Below are 19,234 nucleotides of genomic sequence, written 5' to 3' on the forward strand. Positions count from 1 at the left end.
AGGGAGCAAACATGTCGCGAACTCTCGTGCTCGTCCGCCACGGCCAGAGCGAATGGAACCTGAAGAACCTGTTCACCGGCTGGCGCGACGTTGATCTGACCGAGCAGGGCCACGCCGAAGCCAAGGCCGCCGGTGAGAAGCTCAAGTCGCGCGGTTTGAAGTTCGACATCGCCTTCACCTCGGCGCTGACCCGGGCGCAAAAAACCTGCCAGCACATTCTCGACGCCGTTGGCCAGAGCGACTTGAAGACGATCCGCGACCAGGCGCTGAACGAGCGCGACTATGGCGACCTCTCCGGCCTCAACAAGGACGATGCCCGCAAAAAATGGGGCGAGGAGCAGGTGCATGTCTGGCGGCGCTCCTATGACGTGCCGCCGCCTGGTGGCGAGAGCCTGAAGGACACCGGCGCCCGCGTCTGGCCCTATTACCTGCACGACCTGCAGCCGCATGTGCTGCGCGGCGGGACCGTGCTGGTCGCCGCCCACGGCAATTCGCTGCGCGCGCTGATCATGGCGCTTGACGGCAAGTCCGGCGAGGAGATCGTCAAGCTGGAGCTCGGCACCGGCGTGCCGGTCATCTACACGCTGAACGCCGATTCGACCGTGGCTTCGAAGGAAGTGCTGGAGGGCTGACAGGTCAGTCGCATCCGCCAATTATGGACGTGGCGCTGCCCCTCATCGCCCTGCCGGGCATTTCTCCCCGTGAATGGGGAGAAAGAAGCTGGCCGCGACGCTGGCGCCATTTCTGCGACGCTGGCGATTGGCGAAATCGCCGGTGAGAGCGCCCCTCGCCCTGTTTACGGGGAGAGGATGCCGGCAGGCAGGTGAGGGGCAGCGCCGACGTTAACAGCATAGGAGCCGGCTACCCTTGAAAAAAGCGCGTTGACAGCAATCGCTTGCCCGCTTATTGAGCCCGCACCAGCCCAGATGGCGGAATTGGTAGACGCGCACGGTTCAGGTCCGTGTTCCGCAAGGAGTGGAGGTTCGAGTCCTCTTCTGGGCACCAAATTCCCGTTTCGAATCGTTCGACGGTTCAGAGACCCAAAGAGAAAACGCCCGGTTCGCCGGGCTTTTTCTTTGTCTGAAGCGTCGTTGCCGGACCGCCACCGACTGTCAGCGAACTGACAGGTCCCCTGTTCCAATGTTCGTCCGACCGCGATCACGTTTCCGATCCTGCAACACTCGCAGGCAGGATCGCCGCTCGTCGTTCAAGTACGGCCAAAGGGCTCGGCACGACAAAGCTTTGACATGATCGCGGCTAGTTTGGAAACGATGCAGAAATCGGAAGGCTCAGATGAATCCCACCTACACAAACGCGCAGAAGGCCATGCATTGGGCGGTGTTTCTGCTGGTCATCGGGCTTTATGGCCTGACCTATGTGGCGGACCTCTTTCCACGCGGCGATCCCGGCCGTGCGCTCGTCTGGTGGCTCCATATCTCGTTCGGAATGTTGCTGTTCGCGCTGGTGGTGATCCGCCTCGGCCTGCGCCTGGCACTGGGAACGCCCGGGTTGCCGGGGGAAATGTCAGAACTGGAACGATGGGCGGCCAAGGTCGCGCACCTGCTGCTTTACGCGCTGCTGGTGGCCATTCCGGTCCTCGGCATCCTGCTCACCTGGTACAGGGGTGACGCGCTGAGCTTTTTCGGCCTTTTCACCGTTCCGGCTCCGGTTGCGCCCGATCGCGACACGGGCCGGTTCATAAGAGAGTTGCACAGCCTGTGCGCCAATCTCATCCTCATTCTTGCCGGACTGCATGCGGCGGCGGCGCTATGGCATCATTTCATCCGCAGGGACGATGTGCTCAAGCGCATGCTGCCGGAGACGGCGGGCTCCTGAATGCGGCGTCAAATCCCGGGCGATTGTTCTTCGGCTGCGAATCGCGACGTTGGTTTCAAGTCTCCCCGATCTCGTCATCGCGGCGCGACGGCTTGGCGGCCAGCAACCAACCTCCCCTCCCGGCTAGGCGCTGAACAAACCGCTTCAAACCGTCCTGGCGAGGCGCTACGCTCGCGGCCATGTCGCAAGCCACCAACCCGATCTTCTCGACCCGTCGCGATCAGGCGTTTCCGACGCTGGCCGAGGCCGACATCGAACGCATGCGCCGGTTCGGCGAGGCCAGCGCCTATGCCGCCGGCGAGCACATCGTCAAGGCCGGCGACGTGGCGCCCGGCCTGATCGTCGTCCTGTCGGGCAGTGTTGACATCACCCAGGATGGCGGGCTCGGCCGGCGTGAAACGCTCATCACCCACGGTCCAGGCAGCTTCGTCGGCGAGTTGGCGCAGCTTTCGGCCCGCCCCTCGCTGGTCAATGCCGAGGCCGCCGAGCCGGTCGAGGCGTTCGTCATCCCCTCGCGGAGGCTGCGCGACCTGATGGTACAGGAGGCCAATCTTGGCGAGCGCATCATGCGGGCGCTGATCCTGCGCCGTGTCGGACTGCTCGAAAGCGCCACCAGCGGGCCTATCATCATCGGACCGCTCGACAATGCCGACGTGTTGCGGCTGCAAGGTTTTCTGCGCCGCAGCGGCCTGCCACACCGGGTGCTCGATTCCGGCAGCGACCCCTGCGCGAAAACCCTGGTCGAGCGCTTCAACGTCGATCCGCATCATCTGCCGGTCATACTGTGTCCGAACGGCAGGCTGCTGCTCAACCCCGGCGAGAAGGACCTCGCCCGCTGCATCGGCCTGGTCAGGCCGATCGATGCCGACACGGTGTATGACGTGGCCATTGTCGGCGCCGGGCCGGCCGGGCTCGCTGCCGCGGTCTACGCGGCGTCCGAAGGGCTGTCGACAATCGTGCTCGATTGCCGTGCCTTCGGCGGACAGGCCGGCGCGTCCTCGCGCATCGAGAACTATCTCGGCTTCCCGACCGGCATTACGGGCATGGCGCTGATGGCGCGTGCCTACAATCAGGCGCAGAAGTTCGGCGTCGAAATGGTGATCCCCGACGAGGCCAAGCTGCTGAGCGCCGCGCCCGACATGTCGGGCGCCCGCTACCTGCTCGATGTCGGCGACGGCGAGACCGTGCGGACGCGCAGCGTGGTGATCGCCAGCGGCGCGCGCTACCGCCGCCTCGATGTCGCCAACCTGTCGCGGTTCGAGGGAACGTCGGTGCATTATTGGGCCTCGCCGATCGAGGCGCGGCTTTGCGCCGGCCAGGAGGTGGCGCTGGTTGGCGCCGGCAATTCGGCCGGACAAGCGGCCGTCTACCTAGCCAGCCATGCGCGCAAGGTGGCGCTGCTGGCGCGCGGCGGCAGCCTCGATGCCAGCATGTCGCGCTACCTGGTCGAGCGCATCAAGGCGCAGCCGAACATCGAGGTGCTGACCGAGACCGAAATCGAGGCGCTGGAGGGCGAGGAGGGCAACCTTGCCAGCGTGCGTTGGCGCAACCGCGTCAGCGGCGAGGGAACGACGCGCCCAATCCGCCATCTCTTCCTGTTCATCGGCGCCGACCCGAACACCGACTGGCTCGCGCAATGCAACGTGGCGCTGGATGCCAAGGGTTTCATCCGCACCGGGTCGGAGTTGGGAGATGGGCACGGCCTGATGGAGACCAGCCGCAGCGGGGTGTTTGCCATCGGTGACGTCCGGTGCGGCTCGGTCAAGCGCGTCGCGGCGGCTGTCGGCGAGGGTGCCCAGGTGGTCGCGGCCTTGCATGCTTATCTGGCGCGAGACGGCAGTCATGCCACTGAGAGCAATTCCAGGGAAAGCGCGTAGCGCCGCTTTCCCTGGGGATTTGCGCAAAAGAAATGATTGAGCCTCAACTGGCCAGGAGAGTGTGATGGCGGACGAATGCAAACATGCGGCTGGGATCAAGGACGTGACGCCGAGCGCACTCGGTTGCGAGGAGTGCCTGAAGAGCGGATCGTGGTGGGTCCATCTGCGGCTCTGCCGCACCTGCGGCCATGTCGGCTGCTGCGACGATTCGCCCAACCGCCACGCCACCAAGCATTTTCATGCCACCAGTCATCCCGTCATCGAGGGCTATGATCCGCCCGAGGGCTGGGGATGGTGTTTTGTCGACGAGATCTTTCTCGACCTCGGCGACCGCACGACTCCGCAGAACGGACCGATCCCGCGGTTTTACTGAAGTTTCGAAGAGCCAGGAAAAAGCGGTTCGGCCCGATTTATCGCACCGAGCCGGTGACCGTGCGGTCGACGTCGGGAACGGATTTGCGGTCGTTCCCGGCAAGGGCCGCGATGAGCAGCAGGCTGGCCACGACCGGGACGAACAGGACGGCGATTCGGGCCTGGACATGAAGAATGGCACGCCATTCGTTGCGCTTTTCGGGGCTGTTGCTCATCATACTCACTTTGTCATGCCCCCCAAGGCGTCACATAACCGTGAACGGTTAAGCAACTCCTTCCGGCTTTGTTAACTGGTTGGGACTCAAGCCCGGTCTCAGCCCAGCCCGATCCGCCTCGCGCCCTGCCGGAACAGTGCTTCCGCGTCGGGCTCGAAACGGAACGTCCCGATAAAATCCTCGCTCGAATAGTGCGGCAATGCCCTTCGGATGGCGGCGGCAAAGCCGCGCGCCTCATCGAGCCGGCCGGCCAGCGCCAGGCAGTGCGCGGCGATCGCCAGGATGATGGCGTGCGCATTGGGCCGGGCCGCCGCCTTCAGCGCCCATTCGGCCGCTTCCTCGAACTGGCCGAGCCGGACATGCGCCATGGCTCTTGCGCCCAGCATGCCGAACAGCAGCGGGTCGAAGGGGCTCAGATGGCGCGAATGGTCGGAGGAGCCGATCGCCGCCCGCGGATCGCCCGACTGCGAGTGGACGAAGGACAGCGCATAATGACCAAGCGCGAAATTGGGGCTGAGATCCACCGCCCGTTGCAGTTCGACGAGCGATCCGTCCTGCGCGCCGCGCAGCCATAGCGCTCGCCCCATGGCCCAGTGCGCGGCCGGATTGTGGTCGTCGACCAGCAGGCTGTGGCCGGCGCTCTCGAAGGCCAGCGCGCTCTCCCGGTCGCGGTCGCCCCAGCGCTGGAACGCGTTCTGCCAGTGGGTGAAGGACAGGCCGGCATAGGCGCGGGCAAAGGTCGGGTCCAGTTGCAGCGCCCGGGCGAAGAAATGCCGCGCCTGCTCGTTTTCCGCCTGGGTGAAGCGGTACATGTGCCAGAGGCCGCGATGATAGGCTTCCCACGCGTTGAGCGAATTGGGCGCCTTCAGCATGGCGCGGTTGCGCTCGACCGTTTCGATCTCGGCCGATATCGACGAGACGATGCTGTCGCCGATGTCGTCCAGCACCGCGAAGATGTCGTCGAGCCGGTGCTCGAATGTCTCGGCCCAGACGATCCTGGCCGTGCGCACCTCGACGAGCTCGACGCCGACGATCACCCGGCCGGTCAGGCTGCGCACCGTGCCGGTGGCGACATAGTCGACGTTCAGTTTTCTGCCAGCCTCCTCGGGCGCGATGGCCTTCTCGGCCAGTGCGAACACCGATCCGCGCGCGATGACGAAGAAATCCCTGAGCTTGGCGAGACGGGTGATGATGTCGTGTGTGAGGCCATCGGCCAGTCCGCCGCGCGCGCCGCTTTCCTCGGCAAACGGCATGACTGCCAATGACGCATGCCTCGGCTCGACCGGGCCATCATCACCTGGAGTGGCGACAAGCTGCGATGCCGAGGACAGGCAGGCCGGCTGCGCTTGCTGCGCGGCGCTTGCCCGTTGGTCACGGATCGCCCGCCAGGCCGCGCGAAGCGGTGCGAAATCCAGGTCCTCCGATTGAAACAGCTGTTCTGTTGCCGCCAGATGCTGCTCGGCCGCGCCGATCTCGCCACGTCGGACCATGCTGGCCAGCAGAGCCAAATGCGCGCGCCCGTCGAACGGCGCCAGTTCCACCCACCGGTCGAGATGGCCGATCGTCTCGTCGCAATCCGGCGGCAGGGTTTCAACGAGCTGTTCCAGCACCGCCACGTGGCACGAGTTGAAGCGGCGGCGTTGGGCGATCAGCCAGCTGTTGAAAAGCGGACTGCGCTCCAGCTCCAGCTCGTCGAGCAAATCGCCGGCGAAGAGCCCGGCCAGCGCCCGCAGCCGCTCCACATCAAGCGTGCCAATTCCTTGCGCCGTGGCGCGGCTGATCTCCAGCGCGTCGACCAGGCAACCGTCCAGATCGAGCGCGACCATGTCGCCCTGCGTAGACACCCGGCGCCGCTCCGGCGCGTCGAGCACACCGCGCAGCTTGCTCAGGCACCAGCGCAGCTCGCCGCGAGGATCGTTGGGCACATCCCAGAACAGCTCGCACAGGCGGCTGCGCCCGACCGGATGCGGCGCCAGCGCCAGATAGGCCAGCAGCGCCCGTAGTTTGCGCGATGCCGGCAGTGCCACCGGCACGCCGTTGCGGGAGATCGTCAGCGATCCGAGCAGGCGCACGGACAGGCCCGGCATCTCGCCGTCCTGCCTCGACCGGGCGGATTCCACGTGCGTTTCCACGCCTGCTCCCACGCTGGCCTGTCGGCCTCTTGTGTATCACTGAAACCGACAACGCGCATCCGAAGGCGGGTTTCCCCGCTGGCTGCGGCCATTGCCGCATCGCCGGCACGTCAGTCCTAGCGTGGCAAGGTCTCGAAAACTCGCCGCCCAAACCGCCGGTCTGTAACCGGCCCGTGAAATTGAAGACGATCAGGATCGAGGAGATCAAAGATGTTGAATAAACAAAAGATCAGGACCACCGCTGGGCGCGGCAGGCTGTTCGACAGCATCCTGGACACGGTCGGCGACACGCCGGTGGTGCGCATCAACAACCTCGCACCGGCGCACGCGACGATCTACGTGAAGGCCGAGTTCTTCAACCCGGGCGCCTCGGTGAAGGACCGGCTGGCGCTCAACATCATCGAGGAGGCCGAACGCAGCGGCGCGCTGAAGCCGGGCCAGACGGTCGTCGAGGCAACCAGCGGCAACACCGGCATCGGGCTTGCCATGGTGTGCGCACAGAAGGGTTATCCGCTGGTCGTCACCATGGCCGACAGCTTTTCGGTCGAACGCCGCAAGCTGATGCGCATGCTGGGTGCCAAGGTGGTGCTGACGCCACGCGCCGAAAAGGGTTTCGGCATGTACAAGAAAGCGGTCGAGTTGGCCGAGGCCAATGGCTGGTTCCTCGCCCGCCAGTTTGAAACCGCCGCCAATGCCGCCATCCACGAAGCGACGACGGCGCGCGAGATCATCAATGATTTCGCCGACTCGCGGCTCGACTGCTTCGTCACTGGCTATGGCACCGGCGGCACCGTCGTCGGTGTGGCGCGCGTGCTGCGCCGCGAGCGGCCCGACATCCGCATCGTACTCGCCGAACCGGCCAATGCGCAGCTGATCGGCAGCGGCAAGGCGCAGCAGCGCGGCGCCGATGGCGCTCCCGCCGCCAGTCATCCGGCTTTCGAGCCGCATCCGATCCAGGGCTGGACGCCGGATTTCATCCCCAACCTCCTGCAGGAAGCGATCGACGCCAGCCTCTATGACGAGGTGATGCCGGTTGCCGGACCCGAAGGCATCAAATGGGCCAAGGCATTGGCGCGGAAGGAAGGCATCTTCACTGGCATTTCCGGCGGCGCCACCTTCGCCGTGGCGCGGCAGGTTGCGGAGAAGGCGCCGGCCGGATCGGTGATCCTGTGCATGTTGCCCGATACCGGCGAACGCTACATGTCGACGCCGCTCTTCGACGGCATCGAGGCGGAAATGGACGCCGAGGAGACGGCGCTGTCGCGCTCGACGCCCGGCTGCCAGTTCCCGGCGGCGTGACAGGAGGCCGGTCATGGATGTCGCGCGGCAATCGCTCGAAATACTGGACGAGGAAACGCTCGATCCCTCCGACTGGACCGAGGCGCAGGCTCTGTCTCACCGGATCATCGACGATGCTGTCGATTATCTGCGCGGCGTGCGCGATCGCCCGATCTGGCGGGAGATGCCGGCGGATGTGCGAGAGGTCTTCGCGGCAAGCCTGCCGCGATCGCCGGCGCCGCTGGCCGCTGTCTATGACGAGGTCTCCCGCACCGTGATGTCCTACCCGATGGGCAACATCCACCCGCGCTTCTGGTCCTGGTATATGGGGTCGAGCAACTTCACCGGCGCGCTCGGCGACTTCCTCGCGGCAATCCAGGGCTCCAACCTTGGCGGCGGCAACCATGCCGCCGCGCTGATGGACAGCCAGGTGGTCAACTGGTGCAAGGAAATGCTGGGCTTTCCCGCGTCCGCTTCCGGCACGCTGGTCAGCGGCGGCTCGATGGCCAACATCATTGGGCTGACCGTGGCGCGCAACACCAAGGCCGGCATCGATGTGCGCGAGCAGGGCGTCGCGGCAATCGAGAAGCCCCTGCGCTTCTATGGCTCGGACCAGATCCATTCCTGCCACCGCAAGGCGATGGAAGCACTCGGCCTTGGCAATCGGGCATTGCGCCGAGTTCCGACTGACGCGAGCTTGCGCATCGACATCGATGCCTTGCGCGCGGCGATCGCCGAGGACCGCGCGGCGGGTTTCGAACCGGCCTGCTTCATTGGCAATGCCGGCACGGTGAACACCGGGGCGATCGACGACCTGCGCACGCTTGCCAAGCTGGCGCATGAGGAAGGCCTCTGGTTCCATGTCGACGGCTGCATCGGCGCGCTGATTGCCATTGCTCCGCAAAACGCGCATCTGGTCGCGGGCATCGAATGGGCCGATTCGGTCGCGCTCGATCCGCACAAATGGCTGCACGCCCCGTTCGAGGTCGGCTGCGCGCTGGTCAGGGATGCCGCCGCGCATCGCAAGACATTCGCGGTGACGCCCGAATATCTGGAATCGACGCCGCGCGGCCTAGCCTCCGGCGAATGGCTGCACGATTACGGCCTGCAGACGACGCGCGGCTTTCGTGCGCTGAAAGTGTGGATGGCGTTGAGAGAGCATGGCGTCGACAAGTTCGGCCGCCTGATCGACCGGAACATCGCGCAGGCCTTCTATCTCGCCGGGCTGATCGAGGCCGAGCCGCTGCTGGAACTGGCCATGCCGCCAACCATCAACATCGTCTGCTTCCGCTATCAGCCCGGGATTGCCGGCGAGCCGCTGAAGGCGCTCAACACCGAGATCATGCTGCGGCTGCAGGAACAGGGCATTGCGGCACTCTCCGACACCACCGTGCATGGCGAGCACTGGCTGCGCGTCGCCATCGCCAACCACCGCACCCGGCGTGACGATCTCGATCTTCTGGTGCGCGAAACGGTGCGGTTGGGACGCGGGATCGCGGCGGAAGGGTCATCCGGGGATTAGCTCCAAAACGCGAGCGACAGGCATGGGCGGCCATGCGATTCTGTGGCCGTGATTCGGGAGATCCGACCGTGATGCTCTTTCGTATGGCCGTGCTCGCGGCCCTGGTCTGTGCCACCTCGGCCGAGGCCGCCGAAATGGCCTTCTTCGTCAAGAACCTGCGCAAGCAGGCGGTCGCGGTCGAGCTGTTCAGCCGCGACCGCGAGACGGTCTGGCCGGGCAACGACCAGGTGTTCCTGATCGATCCGGGCTCCCGGAAATCGGTGCCCATCTCCTGCAATCAGGGCGAGCGCATCTGCTATGGCGCCTGGGTCGACGGCGACGACAGCATCTCCGCCGGCGTCGGGCCGAATAACGACCAGCCTTGCGATACCTGCTGTTTCATCTGCGTCGAACATTCGACCGAAACCATCGACCTGGTGCCATAGGGAGCAGGCAAGGACCCGTCGGACCCAAATTAAGTCGGGGGTCGAGGCACCAGCCCCACTTTCGCGACTCAACACAGCGTGCCATGGTCGCGTCGCGGCCGGGTGGGCCGCTTATCCAGGGGGTTACCATGTTCTACGCCTACGCGCGCCGCACCTTGGCCGCGCTTTCACTTGCCATGCTGATCGCGCCGTCGGCCCATGCCGGCGATGTCACCTTCGCCATCAAGAACAGCCATCCCAACGCCATGCGCGTCGAGCTCTACAGCCAGGACCGCGACTATGTCTGGCCGGGCAACGGCAAGGATTTCTATCTCGACGACGGCGAGACCAAGTCGCTGCCGATCTCCTGCAACGAGGGTGAATCGATCTGTTACGGCGCCTGGGTCGATGGCGACGAAGGTACCTATTGGGGCGTCGGCCCCGGCAACAAGGAGAAATGCGAGGATTGCTGCTACACCTGCAGCGGCGGCGAAGCCGAGGAGATCAACCTGGTCCCCTGACCGGTTTGCCAGCTTGACGGTTTTCCCGTTCGAGCCATAGCTTGCCCAAACACCCAAAGCGCGCCGCGTCTGTCGTTCGGACGCGGCGCGCTCCAGGCAAGGGAGCCCAGCGATGGCCGACATGGTCGAAAGCGACGAGATCGATGTCGGGTTTTCCGGCAAGCGCTGCATCCATTCGCGCAATTGCGTGCTCGGCGATCCGCATGTCTTCGTGCCCAATGCGCCGGGGCAATGGATCCATCCCGAGGCCGCCAGCGTCGAGAAGATCGTCGCCATCGCCGAGAGCTGCCCCTCGGGCGCCATCACTTACATCAGGAAGGATGGCGGACCGCAGGAGCAGCCGCCCGTGGTCAACACGGTGCGCGTCCGGGAAAACGGCCCACTTGCCGTTCACGCCCAGATCGTGCTCGACGGCGAGACGTTCTTCCGCGCTACGCTCTGCCGCTGCGGAGCGTCGGAAAACAAGCCATTCTGCGACGGCAGTCACACCAAGGCAGGTTTCACGGCCACCGGCGAGCCGACGCTGAAGGACACGCCGGCCCTCGAAGCGCGGGATGGCCCGCTCAATGTGACGCCGACGACAAACGGTCCGCTCAAGATCGCGGGCAATCTCGAAATCGTCACCGGCACCGGCCATACAATCGACCGCACCACGGTCGCGTTCCTGTGCCGCTGCGGCCATTCCGCCAACAAGCCGTTTTGCGATGGCAGTCACAAGAAGGTGGGATTTATCGGCTGAAGCAGGCGCTCTCCCCCCTTGAGGGGGAGATGTCGCCGAAGGCGACAGAGGGGGTCGCCGCGCGTGAAGCGCTAACCTGTTGTTTCGCCGCAAAGAGGGCGTCCCGTCCGGTCGGACCGACCCCCTCTGGCCTGCCGGCCATCTCCCCCTCGAGGGGGGAGAATACGCTGTCCACCGACTGGCCCATCGCTCCCGCCTTTATCCTCCGGCCCGTATCGGCTAAGGGCTTCGCAGCAGAATTCCTCGTGTCCGGACCGCCACCAGAAATGACCGCAAAATCCAAACCAAAACCTCTCTTCCTCGGGATCGATACCGGCGGCACCTATACCGATGCCGTGCTGTGGTCTGAAACCGAAGGCCCGCAACACGGACCCAACAAGGGCAAGGTGCTGGCCAAGGCCAAGGCGCTGACCACGCGGCATGATCTGGCCGTCGGCATTTCCGGCGCCGTCGACGCGGTGCTGCAGAAGGCCGGCACCGATCCGACCGCCATCAAGCTGGTCTCGATGTCGACGACGCTCGCCACCAATGCGCTGGTCGAGGGCCAGGGCGGCCGCGTCGCGCTGGTCATGATCGGCTTTTCCGAGGCCGACCTCGCCCGCGATGGGCTGAAGACGGCGCTCGGCACCGATCCGGTGGTGTTTTGTCCAGGCGGCCACGATGTGCATGGCAATGCCGCTAGGCTCGACCTGTCCGAGCTTGAGGCCGCCTTGCCGGAACTGGGGGCCTCCGTGTCCGGCTTTGCGATCTGCGCCTATTTCGCCACCCGCAATCCAGCGCACGAGGTCGCCGCCCGCGAGCTGATCCGCGAGAAGACCGGTCTGCCGGTCACATCAAGCCATGAATTGTCGGCCAAGCTCGGCGGCCCGCGCCGGGCGCTGACGACGCTGCTCAACGCCAGGCTAATCTCGATGATCGACCGGCTGGTGGCGGCGACCGAGGGCTTTCTCGATCAACGCGGCATCGCCGCCCCTTTGATGGTGGTGCGCGGCGATGGCGCGCTGGTCTCGGCGGCGTTTGCCCGCCAGCGGCCGATCGAGACCATACTCTCCGGCCCCGCGGCCAGCCTGGTCGGCGCCCGCCACATGACCGGGCTCGACAATGCCATGGTGTCCGACATTGGCGGCACCACCACCGACGTGGCCGTACTCGACGAAGGCCGGCCCAGGCTTGATCCGGAAGGCGCCACGGTTGGCGGCTTCCGCACCATGGTCGAAGCCGTCGCCATGCGCACCTTCGGGCTCGGCGGCGATTCCGAAGTGACGCTGGAGGACGGCGCGCTCAACCCGAGGGTCCTGCTCGGGCCGCGACGTCTGGTGCCGCTGGCGCTTGCCGGCATGGCGCATGGTGAAGCGGTCAAATCGGAGCTCGAACGCCAGCTGCGCGCGCCCAACACCGGTCGCATGGATGGCCGCTTCGCTGTCCGCACCGGCGTGCCGGACAGGCTTGCCGCGGGCCTGACCGCCCCGGAAGCACGGCTCTACGAGGCGATCGGCGCGACCCCGCTTGCCCTCGACCGGCTGCTGACGTCGAATGCCCAGAACGCCACCTTGAACCGGCTGGTGTCGCGCGGGCTGGTGCACATTTGCGGCTTCACCCCGTCGGACGCGGCACATGTACTTGGCAAGCAGGCGAACTGGGATGCCGCCACCGCCCGCCTCGGCGCCGAGCTGTTCGCCCGCAGGCGTGACGGCCGTGGCCAGCCCATCGCAACCTCGCCGGAAGCCATTTCGGAGCGGGTGCTGGTGACGCTGACGCGCTGGTCGGCCGAATACATCCTCGAAACCGCCTTTGCCGAGGACGGGCTCGACGGCGCCGCGACCGTCGCGCATGCGCTGGTCCAGCGCGCCGTCGACGCGCACCCCGGCATCGCCCGCCTCACCGTCGCGCTCGACCGCCCGGTCATCGGGCTGGGCGCTTCCGCGCCGCTGCACTATGCCGGCCTGGCGCCCCTGGTCGGTAATGACTGCGTGGTGCCTGAGGACACCGATGTCGCCAACGCGCTCGGCGCCGTTGTCGGCCAGGTCAGGGTTTCGGCGGAGGCGCGGGTCAGCCAGCCCAGGGAAGGACTGTTCCGCCTTGCCTCCGGAGAAACCGTGCGCGACTTCCTCGACGAGGCTGCGGCGATCGCGGCGGCCGAAGCCGATGTGCGGGCGATAGTCGCCCAGCGGGCCCGGGAAGCCGGCACCGACAGCGCCGAGATCGACGTCGCGACCGAGTTCCGCGTCTCGACCGTCGAAGCCCAGCGCATGTTCATCGAGGCGCATGTGGTGGCGGTGGCCTCGGGCAGGCCAAGGATCGCGGTATAGTGCGACGGTCGAGAGGGTAATCTCCCCCCTTGAGGGGGGAGATGGCCGCGAAGCGGCCAGAGGGGGTCGGTTCGACCGGACGCGACGTCCTGCGGCAGATGAAGGTTGGCGCCCCAGGCGCGGCGACCCCCTGTGGCCTGCCGGCCATCTCGCCCTCAAGGGGGGAGATACGCAGTTCCGCGGCGGCAAAATGCGGCACCTTCACCCTTAGCCGAATTGACCCTTGCGCCCTGACATGCCAAAGGCCCGCCCAAGCCTTTCGCCTGGAGAAAGCCCTGATGACTGATCGCGTCGAAATCGCCGGATTGCGGATTGCCCGCGAGCTTCACGACTTTGTCGCCAACGAAGCACAGCCGGGAACCGGCATCAATGCGGACACATTCTGGAACGGCTTCTCGGCCATCGTCCACGACCTCGCGCCGAAGAACCGCGCGCTGCTGGCCAAGCGCGACGCCATGCAGGAGAAGCTTGACGGCTGGTATCGCGACAATGGCGCGCCCATCGACATGGAAACCTACAAGGCTTTCCTGAAGGAGATCGGCTATCTCGTTCCCGAAGGGCCGGCCTTCAGCGTGTCGACCGAGAATGTCGACCCTGAGATCGCGGTCGTCGCCGGGCCGCAGCTCGTCGTGCCGGTGATGAACGCGCGCTATGCGCTGAACGCCGCCAATGCGCGCTGGGGCTCGCTCTATGACGCGCTCTACGGCACCGACGCCATCCCCGAAACGGATGGCGCGCAGAAGGGCAAAGGCTTCAACCCGGCGCGGGGTGCCAGGGTCATCGCCTGGGCCAAGGATTTCCTCGATCAGTCCGTGCCGCTGACTTCAGGCAAATGGGCCGGCGTCAACGGATTGTCGGTGGCGAACGGCGCGCTGAAGCTCGGCGAAGGCGCCGGCTCCACCACGCTCGCCGACCCGAAACAATTCGTTGGCTATCGCGGCGACGCCGCCAATCCGCAAGCCTTGCTGCTGGTGAAAAATGGACTGCATATCGAGATCGTGATCGACCGCGACAACCAGATTGGCCGCACCGATCCGGCCGGCATCGCCGACGTCATCCTGGAATCGGCGCTGACCACCATCCAGGACTGCGAGGATTCGGTTGCGGCCGTGGATGCGCAGGACAAGGTCGTCGTCTACCGCAACTGGCTCGGTCTGATGAAGGGCGACCTGGCCGAAGAGATCACCAAGGGCGGCAAGACCTTTACCCGCAAACTCAATCCCGACCGTGCCTACACCGCGCCTGCCGGCGGCACGCTGACCGTGCCGGGCCGCTCGCTGATGCTGGTCAGGAATGTCGGCCACCTGATGACCAATCCGGCGATCCTGGACCGCGACGGCAATGAGGTGCCGGAAGGCATCATGGACGCGGCCGTCACGGCGCTGATCGCTCTGCACGATGTCGGGCCGAAGGGCCGCCGCGCCAATTCCCGCGCCGGCTCGATGTATGTGGTGAAGCCGAAGATGCACGGGCCGGAGGAAGTCGCCTTCGCCGTCGAGATTTTTGATCGGGTTGAGGCCCTGCTCGGCATGGCCAAAAACACCATCAAGATGGGCATCATGGACGAGGAGCGGCGCACCACCGTCAACCTCAAGGAGGCGATCCGGGCGGCAAAAGACCGTGTCGTCTTCATCAACACCGGTTTCCTTGACCGCACCGGCGACGAGATCCACACCTCGATGGAAGCCGGCCCGATGATCCGCAAGGGCGACATGAAGCAGGCCGCCTGGATCTCCGCCTACGAAGCCTGGAATGTCGATACGGGCTTGGAATGCGGGCTCGCCGGCCACGCCCAGATCGGCAAGGGCATGTGGGCGATGCCGGATCTGATGGCGGCGATGCTGGTCGAGAAGATCGCGCATCCCAAGGCCGGCGCCAACACCGCCTGGGTGCCGTCGCCGACGGCGGCCACGCTGCATGCCACGCACTACCACAAGATCGATGTGCACGCCGTGCAGGCGGCGCTGAAAAACCGGCCGAAGGCCAAGCTCGACGACATCCTGTCGGTGCCGGTGGCGGTGCGGCCCAACTGGACGCCCGAGGAGATCCAGCGCGAGCTCGACAACAACGCGCAAGGCATTCTGGGCTATGTCGTGCGCTGGATCGACCAGGGCGTCGGCTGCTCCAAGGTGCCCGACATCAACGATGTCGGCCTGATGGAGGACCGTGCCACGCTGCGCATCTCTTCCCAGCACATCGCCAACTGGCTGCGCCACAAAGTGTGCTCGCAAATCCAGGTGATGGATTCCCTGCAGCGCATGGCGGCCATCGTCGACCGCCAGAATGTCGGCGATCCATTCTACCAGCCGATGGCGCCGGATTTCGACGATTCCATCGCCTTCCAGGCAGCCTGTGATCTCGTGTTCAAGGGCACCAGCCAGCCCAACGGCTACACCGAACCGGTTCTGCACGCGCGCCGGCTGGAACTGAAGGCGAAAGAGCGGGCCTGAAAGGATCGGGCGGTCGGGAGCTCCGGCGCCCCTTGAGGGGAGGCCCGGGGGTGGGGTCAGGCGTGAAGTGCGCCGACTCCCATTCCAACCACGCGCCCTGGAAAGCGGCGCAGGATCAGGTGTTTTTGCGCCTCGGATTTGCCCTCGGGCCCGGTTTGCCGGCCACGCGCTCGGCGCCGAGAAGGGCGCACTCGCCGATCGCATGGATTTCACCGTCAGTCGTGAAGTTGACGGGCCGTTGCGCCTGTCACAGCACATTCATTGTATCAGCGTACCCTAATGGAATGTCGGGTTTCGACCGCTATGCAGGAAGCGCCATGCCTGTTTCCCCCGAATATGATGCCGGTTGCTCCAAAACCTCCGTGGAACTGTCGGAGGGCTTTGAGGGCTGGTTTGCCCGCGTATGCGAGGGCGGCCAGGAAACGTTCCATGAATTCAGGCGCGAGCGCGATGCGATTGCCTTCGCACACACCCAACGCATGCGCCTCGGGCTGCCCTGTCCGCCATTGGAGCGCACGGCATACGGCTCCGGTAAGGCGATCAGCAAGATCAACCAGATAGCAGATGTGCTGAGAACCAGGAGGCTCGGTCGGTTCCTCCAGTTGTCGGCGCTAGCGCTAAGTGAGCCGATTCGGTCGCAAAGGCTCCGGCATCGCGTCGCGAGCGATGCAAGGCAGGCATTGTCCAAGCTCAAGGCGGCAACGCGAAGTCGCGGATTATTTATCGATTGCGGATCTAACATCGGCCAGGGGTATAGGTTCTTTTCCCGGTACTACACGCCCGACCACTTTGATTACGTTCTTGTCGAGCCAAACAAGAATTGCCTGGAGTATCTTCAGGGTTTGCGCTCGGAAAACGGCGCCATGGAGATCGTGGCCAAGGCTGCGAGCGTGAAAGATGGCTATGCCGAACTGCTCGGTCCCCCGCCAGAGCACTCGGACCCTACCTACGAAGGCTGCTCTATAATTCCCGGCCACAACGGAGGCTTGTACCAGTCGCAGCGATTTGCGCCGGAGCTCGTCGAAACGTTTTCGCTGTCACGGATGATCCAAGCCAAGCGCAGCCTTTACGAAGTGATCGTTCTCAAACTCGATGTCGAAGGGGCGGAGTATGAGATTCTGGACGACATGATCCGTTCGGGGCTGCATCGTGATCTCCATGCCGCTTATGTCGAGTTCCATTCCACCTACATGAGGAACTCGGAAGGACGAAGGACTGCTGCCATGGAACGCGAAATTGTCCGTGAGTTCCTGGAGGCGGGTACGCATATAAGCAGATGGATATAAGCGTCCGCTATCGGAATGGACTTGTTCCGCGGATCCGCCCCGGCCTCAACATGAGGATCAATTCCAGTCCGGAGTTTCTCGACGCCCGCTCGCCTGACGCGGAACAGGGTTCAGTGGTTGACCTGGAATGACCACCCGACTGGATTCGAGCCCGCAACTTCTGCCTTGCGAGGTGGGCGACAACTGTCATCTTTGCGTCACTGCGCCACCGCTATATTAGCAATGTCTTGATGAGCCCATCATCGGTGCCGGAATCCAGGTATGGGGCGGAGCATAGACATCGGCGATGAGGTGACGCTGACGGCGACTATCTTGATGGTGCGTCGGAGTGGCCGAGCATGTGTGAGCATTCCAAGCTCCACCCTCCCAATTGCCATTGAGCCTCCGAGGAAAGCGAAGCCCGGCGAAAAGGTGGCGATAACGGGGTACGTGACGCGCGTTGATGATGAGACAGGTAAGGTGACAGTCAAGATTACCGCTCGGGTCATCGTCGAGATCGACACCACCACGGCCCAAAGGAAATCGTACCCATCCGAGCGACAGAAACCGTTTCGCGACAGATGGGAGTGAACAGGGGTCCGAGACCGCACAGACACTTTGGCGCGGGGGACCACACAATAGGCTGCCAATGCCAGGGAAGCGTTGTCTTCCGACACGCGCGCGTGGATGGACATAGGTTCCAAACGGAATATATCGAATCATTTTTCCGACGATCCTATAATCGCCGACGATATCGCGTATAGGGTCTCAAAGGCGCTCGAGAGCGGCACAATTCAACGGCTTCATAGAGTGGGCAGATCGTCACGAATTGCAGAAACAAGATACAGAATCGGGACGGTTGCTGGCTCAATCTGTCAAGATCGTGACCGACTTCGCCGCCGACCTCCTTCCCGCCCCTCTGCTTCTTGGATTTTGTTCGTAACGTTGAGCCGGCCTTCTATTCGGACTCTGGCAGGATACGCCGTCCTCACAGCGCTGGTGGGGGCCGCTATATGGGCCGGCGTTCGCAACTACCCCTGGTATCTTCTGAAACGGCTTCTCCCACGTCGCCAGCGGGACTTCTCAACGGTTGAAGCCCGGAAGGCAAATCCGCCCTTCAATTCCTTCAATGTGGACGGATCTGTGTTGCAACGGCCGCTTGCTACGCCGCCTGCGCCATCCGCTCCGAACTCATGCGATAGGAAATCGCCTCGGCCAGATGGATGCGGCCGACGGTTTCGCTGGCGTCGAGATCGGCCAATGTCCGCGCCACTTTCAGCACGCGGTGATAGGCCCGCGCGGAAAAGGCGAGTTTTTCGCTGGCATCCTTGAGCAGCGACAGGCCCGCGGTATCCGGCATGGCGATCTCCTCGATGACCGCCGGCGCGCAATGGGCGTTGGTGGTGGCGCGGGCGGCGCCGAGCCGCTCGAAGCGTTCGCGCTGAAGGGTGCGGGCACGCGCCACGCGCAGCGCCACATCGGCACTCTTCTCCGCGCGGTCCGGCCGGATCAGGTCGCTGGCCGAAACGGCCGGCACTTCGATCCTGAGATCGATGCGGTCGAGCAGCGGACCGGAAATGCGCGCCTGGTAGTCGGTGCGGCAGCGTTCGCCGCGCAGGCAGCGATAGCCGGGTTCGCCGGCCATGCCGCAGCGGCACGGGTTCATCGCCGCCACCAGCTGGATGCGCGCCGGATAGGTGACGCGATGGTTGGCGCGCGCGATCATGCAGTCGCCGGTCTCCAGCGGCTGGCGCAGCGCGTCGAGCGTCTGCGGCGTGAATTCGGGAAATTCGTCGAGGAACAGCACGCCGTGATGCGCGAGCGACACTTCGCCGGGCCGCGCCCGCAACCCGCCGCCGACCATCGCCGCCATCGAGGCTGAATGATGCGGGGCGCGGAACGGCCGCCGGTCGGTCAGCTTGCCTTCGCCGAGTTCGCCCGCCACCGAGGCGATCATCGAGACTTCCAAAAGTTCCTTCGGTGCCAGCGGCGGCAGAATCGACGGCAGCCGCTGCGCCAGCATCGATTTGCCCGAGCCCGGCGGGCCGACCATCAAGAGATTGTGGCCGCCGGCTGCCGCCACTTCGAGCGCGCGCTTGGCCGTCTCCTGGCCCTTGATGTCGGCGAGGTCGGGCAGGTCGCGCGCCGAGGCGTGGATGCCGGCTTCGGGCCGCGACAGCACCTGCGTGCCGCGGAAATGGTTGGCGATCGCGATCAGGCTGCGCGGCGCCAATATATCGAAATCGCTGCCGGCCCAGGCGGCCTCCGGTCCGCAGGCGAACGGACAGATCAGGCCCTTGCCTTCGGCATTGGC

General features: G+C 64.9%; 15 protein-coding genes and 1 tRNA gene. 13 read left to right on the forward strand and 3 right to left on the reverse strand.

Annotated elements, in window-relative coordinates; all coding sequences use genetic code 11:
- Positions 1-11 precede the first annotated feature (11 nt).
- The 5 genes from FJ934_RS16415 to FJ934_RS16435 all read left to right on the forward strand — a co-directional run bounded on the left by FJ934_RS16415 (position 12) and on the right by FJ934_RS16435 (position 4,086).
- Entirely contained in the window at positions 12-632 is a 621-nt protein-coding gene (locus FJ934_RS16415) for a 2,3-bisphosphoglycerate-dependent phosphoglycerate mutase (RefSeq protein WP_140610634.1), read from the forward strand.
- A gap of 288 nt (positions 633-920) precedes the next feature.
- Positions 921-1,005: transfer RNA gene (locus FJ934_RS16420), tRNA-Leu, on the forward strand.
- A 288-nt stretch (positions 1,006-1,293) separates the two neighbouring features.
- Entirely contained in the window at positions 1,294-1,836 is a 543-nt protein-coding gene (locus tag FJ934_RS16425; protein ID WP_140610635.1) for a cytochrome b, read from the forward strand.
- 179 nt (positions 1,837-2,015) lie between these two features.
- The gene (locus tag FJ934_RS16430; RefSeq protein ID WP_140610636.1) at positions 2,016-3,713 is read left to right on the forward strand and encodes a cyclic nucleotide-binding domain-containing thioredoxin-disulfide reductase; all 1,698 of its coding nucleotides are present in this window, start codon (positions 2,016-2,018) and stop codon (positions 3,711-3,713) included.
- Positions 3,714-3,777: 64 nt separating this feature from the next.
- Positions 3,778-4,086, forward strand: a complete 309-nt coding sequence (locus tag FJ934_RS16435) for a UBP-type zinc finger domain-containing protein (protein WP_140610637.1) — start codon at positions 3,778-3,780, stop codon at positions 4,084-4,086.
- Positions 4,087-4,123: 37 nt separating this feature from the next.
- Here FJ934_RS16435 and FJ934_RS16440 read toward each other — a convergent pair whose 3' ends face one another.
- On the reverse strand, positions 4,124-4,303 hold the full coding sequence (locus tag FJ934_RS16440; RefSeq protein WP_140610638.1) for a hypothetical protein: 180 nt from the start codon (positions 4,301-4,303) through the stop codon (positions 4,124-4,126).
- Between the two features lie 95 nt (positions 4,304-4,398).
- On the reverse strand, positions 4,399-6,387 hold the full coding sequence (locus FJ934_RS16445) for a BTAD domain-containing putative transcriptional regulator (RefSeq protein WP_140610652.1): 1,989 nt from the start codon (positions 6,385-6,387) through the stop codon (positions 4,399-4,401).
- A 255-nt stretch (positions 6,388-6,642) separates the two neighbouring features.
- Between FJ934_RS16445 and cysK the strand changes: the two genes are divergently transcribed.
- From cysK to FJ934_RS16485, 8 genes are all read left to right on the forward strand, one after another.
- Positions 6,643-7,731, forward strand: a complete 1,089-nt coding sequence (cysK, locus tag FJ934_RS16450; RefSeq protein WP_140610639.1) for a cysteine synthase A — start codon at positions 6,643-6,645, stop codon at positions 7,729-7,731.
- Between the two features lie 13 nt (positions 7,732-7,744).
- Positions 7,745-9,232 (forward strand): aspartate aminotransferase family protein, encoded by a 1,488-nt coding sequence (locus FJ934_RS16455; RefSeq protein ID WP_140610640.1) that lies wholly within the window; start codon positions 7,745-7,747, stop codon positions 9,230-9,232.
- Between the two features lie 71 nt (positions 9,233-9,303).
- Positions 9,304-9,657 carry a hypothetical protein gene (locus FJ934_RS16460; protein ID WP_246671529.1) on the forward strand — a complete coding sequence of 118 codons (354 nt, stop codon included), beginning with the start codon at positions 9,304-9,306 and terminating at the stop codon, positions 9,655-9,657.
- A 128-nt stretch (positions 9,658-9,785) separates the two neighbouring features.
- Complete coding sequence (locus FJ934_RS16465) at positions 9,786-10,157, forward strand: hypothetical protein (protein WP_140610642.1); 372 nt, start codon at positions 9,786-9,788, stop codon at positions 10,155-10,157.
- 112 nt (positions 10,158-10,269) lie between these two features.
- Complete coding sequence (locus tag FJ934_RS16470) at positions 10,270-10,896, forward strand: CDGSH iron-sulfur domain-containing protein (RefSeq protein ID WP_140610643.1); 627 nt, start codon at positions 10,270-10,272, stop codon at positions 10,894-10,896.
- 266 nt (positions 10,897-11,162) lie between these two features.
- Complete coding sequence (locus FJ934_RS16475; RefSeq protein ID WP_140610644.1) at positions 11,163-13,205, forward strand: hydantoinase/oxoprolinase family protein; 2,043 nt, start codon at positions 11,163-11,165, stop codon at positions 13,203-13,205.
- A 278-nt stretch (positions 13,206-13,483) separates the two neighbouring features.
- On the forward strand, positions 13,484-15,655 hold the full coding sequence (locus FJ934_RS16480; RefSeq protein ID WP_140610645.1) for a malate synthase G: 2,172 nt from the start codon (positions 13,484-13,486) through the stop codon (positions 15,653-15,655).
- Between the two features lie 317 nt (positions 15,656-15,972).
- Entirely contained in the window at positions 15,973-16,941 is a 969-nt protein-coding gene (locus FJ934_RS16485) for an FkbM family methyltransferase (RefSeq protein ID WP_246671530.1), read from the forward strand.
- Positions 16,942-18,082: 1,141 nt separating this feature from the next.
- On the opposite strand, the gene FJ934_RS16490 is transcribed toward FJ934_RS16485, so the two are convergent.
- Positions 18,083-19,234, reverse strand: a 1,152-nt coding sequence (locus FJ934_RS16490) for a YifB family Mg chelatase-like AAA ATPase (protein ID WP_140610646.1), incomplete at its 5' end; no start/stop codon positions are given.

Source organism: Mesorhizobium sp. B2-4-12, from assembly GCF_006441575.1.
Lineage (GTDB): Bacteria > Pseudomonadota > Alphaproteobacteria > Rhizobiales > Rhizobiaceae > Mesorhizobium.

Coding starts and splice junctions, on each gene's coding strand:
- FJ934_RS16425 (WP_140610635.1), top strand. CDS start 1,294: ATGAATCCCACCTACACAAACGCGCAGAAGGCCATGCATTGGGCGGTG.
- FJ934_RS16445 (WP_140610652.1), bottom strand. CDS start 6,387: ATGCCGGGCCTGTCCGTGCGCCTGCTCGGATCGCTGACGATCTCCCGC.
- FJ934_RS16460 (WP_246671529.1), top strand. CDS start 9,304: ATGCTCTTTCGTATGGCCGTGCTCGCGGCCCTGGTCTGTGCCACCTCG.
- FJ934_RS16485 (WP_246671530.1), top strand. CDS start 15,973: ATGCCTGTTTCCCCCGAATATGATGCCGGTTGCTCCAAAACCTCCGTG.
- FJ934_RS16430 (WP_140610636.1), top strand. CDS start 2,016: ATGTCGCAAGCCACCAACCCGATCTTCTCGACCCGTCGCGATCAGGCG.
- FJ934_RS16480 (WP_140610645.1), top strand. CDS start 13,484: ATGACTGATCGCGTCGAAATCGCCGGATTGCGGATTGCCCGCGAGCTT.
- FJ934_RS16415 (WP_140610634.1), top strand. CDS start 12: ATGTCGCGAACTCTCGTGCTCGTCCGCCACGGCCAGAGCGAATGGAAC.
- FJ934_RS16455 (WP_140610640.1), top strand. CDS start 7,745: ATGGATGTCGCGCGGCAATCGCTCGAAATACTGGACGAGGAAACGCTC.
- FJ934_RS16475 (WP_140610644.1), top strand. CDS start 11,163: ATGACCGCAAAATCCAAACCAAAACCTCTCTTCCTCGGGATCGATACC.
- FJ934_RS16465 (WP_140610642.1), top strand. CDS start 9,786: ATGTTCTACGCCTACGCGCGCCGCACCTTGGCCGCGCTTTCACTTGCC.
- cysK (WP_140610639.1), top strand. CDS start 6,643: ATGTTGAATAAACAAAAGATCAGGACCACCGCTGGGCGCGGCAGGCTG.
- FJ934_RS16470 (WP_140610643.1), top strand. CDS start 10,270: ATGGCCGACATGGTCGAAAGCGACGAGATCGATGTCGGGTTTTCCGGC.
- FJ934_RS16440 (WP_140610638.1), bottom strand. CDS start 4,303: ATGATGAGCAACAGCCCCGAAAAGCGCAACGAATGGCGTGCCATTCTT.
- FJ934_RS16435 (WP_140610637.1), top strand. CDS start 3,778: ATGGCGGACGAATGCAAACATGCGGCTGGGATCAAGGACGTGACGCCG.